This is a genomic window from Neobacillus sp. PVCKKU3 (assembly GCF_058323225.1).
Window position 1 is genome coordinate 1 of the sequence record NZ_JBLVQN010000081.1, and the last position, 4,842, is coordinate 4,842.

Annotated in this window: 1 protein-coding gene; it reads left to right on the forward strand. The window is 43.9% G+C overall.

Annotated features, from left to right (window positions below; genetic code table 11):
- Window positions 1–64: 64 nt before the first annotated feature.
- Window positions 65–4,813: a LysM peptidoglycan-binding domain-containing protein gene (locus tag ACNQGS_RS28790; protein WP_491490369.1), complete on the forward strand. Its 4,749-nt coding sequence runs from the start codon at window positions 65–67 to the stop codon at window positions 4,811–4,813.
- The last annotated feature ends 29 nt before the right edge of the window (window positions 4,814–4,842 follow it).

Below are 4,842 nucleotides of genomic sequence, written 5' to 3' on the forward strand. Positions count from 1 at the left end.
TATGCATCAAAATGATGCATAAGAACCGTCCCCATGCTTCATTTTATTAAATGGAGGTGGTTAAGTGGAGATTAAAAGATATGAGCTGCTCCAAGAACGAGGCGGGGTTACGTTAGTGGTTTACCTCGATTCTTATTTGGAGGAGTTTTCGAATGAGCTGGGACCCTCAGATTTCAGAAAAAAGACTCTCCAAGTACAAATCAATCATTTAATTAGGGAAAGGTTCCCTTATTTAAATATTAATGCGGCCAAGGTTATGGCTGGTTCACTTTTGGTAACGACTATTTATTTTGGTTCCGACATTACGAAGGTAGGTGCAGAAACTGCAATCGCTGGTCAGACTCAACAAACTGGTCAGTACGATGTGTATAAAGTCCAGGCCGGCGACAGTTTATATTCAATTGCAAGGAAGTTTAATGTAACAGTATCGTCTATTAAAACTACAAACAATTTAACTTCTGACACTATTTATGTAGAACAGGTATTAAACCTGCCTTTTTATACATATACAGTCGTTGCAGGCGACACTTTATATTCGATTTCGAGGAAGTTTAACACATCCGTCGATAGTATTCGTTCTTATAATCAGCTTCCGAGCGATTTCCTTTCGATTGGACAAAAAATTAGGATTCCAAGGACTGTTGAGCAAACAACAGCTGCTACACCAACGCCAAAGCCGACACCTACTCCGGAACCCGTGCCTGCTCCAGCACCTGCCCCTACTGTGGACACTACCAAAACAAGTACGTATCAAGTAGCAGCGGGGGATACCTTATATCAAATAGCAAAAAAATTCGCCACTACAGTGGATACAATTAAAAATCTAAACAATTTAACTACTGAGAGCATATTTATCGGCCAATTCTTAATTGTACCGCAGACGCAAACCGTTCAAAGCCCGGAACCAGTACAGTCGCAGACTCCGCCTTCTACAGTAACCACCACAAACTATACAGTGGTAGCAGGCGACTCTTTATCACTTATTGCCAAGCGATTTAACACGACAGTGGAGCAAATTAAAGCAGCAAATAAATTAACAAGCGATATGATTTATGTCGGCCAGATCCTAACGATTCCAGCAGGGAGCACAGTACCTGCCGATACAACAGCACCTGCAGCACCTTTACTAAACTCAATTAGTAAAATTACTTCAATCAATCAGGCAAGTACTTCCATTTCAGGGACTACTGAAGCAAACGCAACCGTCTATCTAACATTATCAGATGGAATCAGTCCAGCAAAATTGCTTCAAATAAAAGCTGATGCCAGCGGCAGGTTTGAAACAAAAGTGGACACTTCCGGCTCACCGGACGGAACGATTACAATTAGCGCTGTCGCAGCGGACCAGGCAGGAAATCGAAGTCCTGAAAGCCGATTAATTGTCACGAAAGATACCATTATCAATGAACCTGTCCTAGATAGTACCGTAAAGGTAACGATTGAGAATGTAAAAAATTACACCCTTTTTGGAGTAACTGACCCTGGAGCCTTCGTGGATTTGACCGTTTCAGACGGTGTCCATGCAAATGTAACGATGAGAGCAATTGCCAATGAAATAGGCGAATTTCGTGCAAATGCCGATTTGATTTCTCTAAATGACGGGCAATTAACCGTCACCGCACGGGCTATCGATCCATCGGGAAATATTAGCGCCACCAGACAAACCACGATTACAAAGGACACTAGCCTGGATGCGCCGCTGATCGGAAATGCGAAAATAATTAACAGCCAAACAGCTACAAATTATCCGATATTCGGGACTGCCCGGCCTGGGTCAAGAGTGGACATATCTGTATCAGATGGGACTTTAGGAGATGCCATCACAACAACTGCTGTTGCAAATGCCAACGGAGAATTTATTGCTAATGTGGATGTAACTGCCCTGAGGGATGGTGCCCTCATCATTTCGGCTGTGCAAACAAGTCCAACGGGAATCAAAAGTCCAGCTGGAAAAATGACTGTTGCCAAAGATACAAGTGCTCCCCTTGCACCAATTTTAAATAATAACAATTTTATTAATCAGGAAAACAAGAGCTCATTTTTGCTAACCGGAACTGGTGAACCAAATGCACAGGTGAACATCAAGGCCTTCGATGGTACAGGCAAGAGCGTTGAATTAATCGGACAGGTGAATGAAACTGGCGGATACACTATTCCCGTAGACCTGTCCAACCTAAATGATGGCGATGTCCGATTCGAAATTACCCAAGTCGACCAAGCAGGGAATATGAGCCCATTAGCCGTCAAGACGCTGAACAAAGATACACTCGGTCCTGCGAGTATCCAGTTTAACCAGCCTCCAATTATTTTTGGCGGAAACGTCAGTACCTATAAACTAAGTGGTACAGCTGAACCGCTTATCAAACTGGACTTGACCATTTCAGACGGTGTAACCAGCCTGGTTAAAACCACCGCGACGGATTCGCGAGGCAATTTTACTCTACCTGTTGATATTAGCAGCCTAAAGGATGGGGATATTACAGTAGCTGTTATGGCCACTGACGCTGCCGGGAACAGGAGCCAGCTTCAGCCTCTGACCATAACAAAGGATACAACTGCACCGGAAGTGCCAGTAACAACCATGGCACCATATGTTAATCTGTTAAATCAGAATCAATTTTCTGTCAGTGGTTCTTCTGTGGAAGAAGGTGCTTTGGTTAAGGTCACCGTTAGCGATGGGACCACCAATATAGCCAAATCGGCCATGATTTCAAACGGCAAATTTAATCTCAACTTTGATGTAGCCAGTTTGAAAGATGGAACCTTAACGCTGGAAATCATGCTGATTGATAAAGCAGGAAATGCAAGTATCAGTCAAACTTCAACGGTTGTAAAAGATACCGTTGTTCCAAATCCAGTCGTATCCAAAAACGGCTTTAGTTTTGAAAATAAGCGTCCAATTTATACGATGCTTGGCACAGCGGAACCCTATTCTGTCGTTTATGCAACCATTCGCAGCACAAATGGGACAGAGTTATTGAGCACTTCTGGAACAGCGGACGCAGAAGGTTTTTATACCTTAAAATTCTATCTAGACCAAGCAGATATGACCGGGGCCGCGACGGCTTCTGTATATCAAACGGACTTTGCGGGAAATATCAGTACATTAGCCTCGGTTCCGCTATACAGCCATACAGCTGCAACCGGCGAAACCCTATATACGATTGCCAAACGGTATAACACCACCGTAGAGGCATTAATGGCATTAAATCGGCTAACCAATGATGTCATTCAGCCAAATCAGCTGTTACGATTGCCTGTAACAGCAAGTGAAGTCGTCAATCTCGGCTACATGTATTTCGGTAACACCCAGGATTACGTTTCGATGGTGAACCAAACAGCCAGCTCCGTTAATACCGTGTCGCCGAGTTATTTTGATATAAATGCGAATGGTACCTTGAAATTGACCTACAGCTTGGACCCAGCCTTTATTTCCGCGATGCATTTACAAGGAATCCGTATTGTCCCATTCTTAAGCAATCATTGGGACCGAAATCTCGGCCGGGCCTTGCTCGCCAATAAAGAGCTGGCCGCACAGCAGATTGCGGACGCCGTTGCCCGCTATAATTTGGATGGGGTCAATGTGGACATTGAAAATGTCACGGAAGTGGACCGGGCCAACTATACTGAGTTTGTTCGATTATTGCGGGAAAAGATCCCAGCCTGGAAGGAAGTTTCCGTTGCGGTCGCTGCAAATCCTAATGGCTGGACGACAGGATGGCATGGCTCGTATGACTATAACAGCTTGGCTAAGTATGCTGATTATTTAATGATCATGAGTTATGATGAAAGCTATCCGGGCGGAGATGCTGGACCTGTTGCCAGTGTCCCTTGGGTGGAAAGGTCAGTCCAATATGCCCTCAATCAAAATGTCGCAGCCAATAAAATTGTCTTAGGCATTGCCCAATACGGTCGATATTGGATTCAGGGGCAAACCTATGGAGGGTTTGGAATTTCCAATTGGCAGGTGGAACAATTAATAAAACAATATAATGGAACGGTTGTTTTTGATGAAGTAAGCAAAACACCAAAGACGATTATTACTATTAAAAATGGAGACCCAAAGCCAGTTGTCGGCGGGACAACTTTGGCAGCTGGAACCTATACCATCTGGTTTGAAAATGAGGAATCCATCCGGCAAAAATTATTGCTGATTAGTAAATATAATTTGCGCGGTGTTGGAAACTGGAGTATCGGACAGGAGAACACAGAGGTTTGGAACAGTTATGTGACTACCCTTCCTACAACCGTGGCCGTATCTCAGGCTCCTCCACCTATGGAAGCGGTCGCTCCGCCTACTCCATCGTATATATCGTATACAGTTGTTGCGGGCGATAATTTATATTCACTAGCCCTTCGATACAATACAACTGTCAGCCAAATTAAAGAAATCAACAATTTGACTACCGACACTCTTTATATTGGCCAGGCATTAACATTACCGAACACAACCGGCACGAATACAACACCCGCACCTACGCCGGCGCCTGCTGCAACCACCACCGTAGACTATACGGTAGTGGCGGGCGATTCATTATCAGTCATTGCAAATCGATATAATACGACGGTGACAGCCATTAAAGAAGAAAACCATTTAACAACTGACACGATTTATGTAGGACAAACCTTAAAAATCACGACAACAAACACTACACAAATGAATGCAACAGTCATTACGTACAAAGTGGTGTCCGGTGATTCCTTATCCGCCATTGCGATGCGGTATAACACCACCGTCACTGCTATTAAAGAACTAAACGGCTTAACAACAGATACAATATATGTGGGACAAACTTTAAAAATCCCAAGATGAGACGCAGGGACGGTTCTTGTGCATCAAAA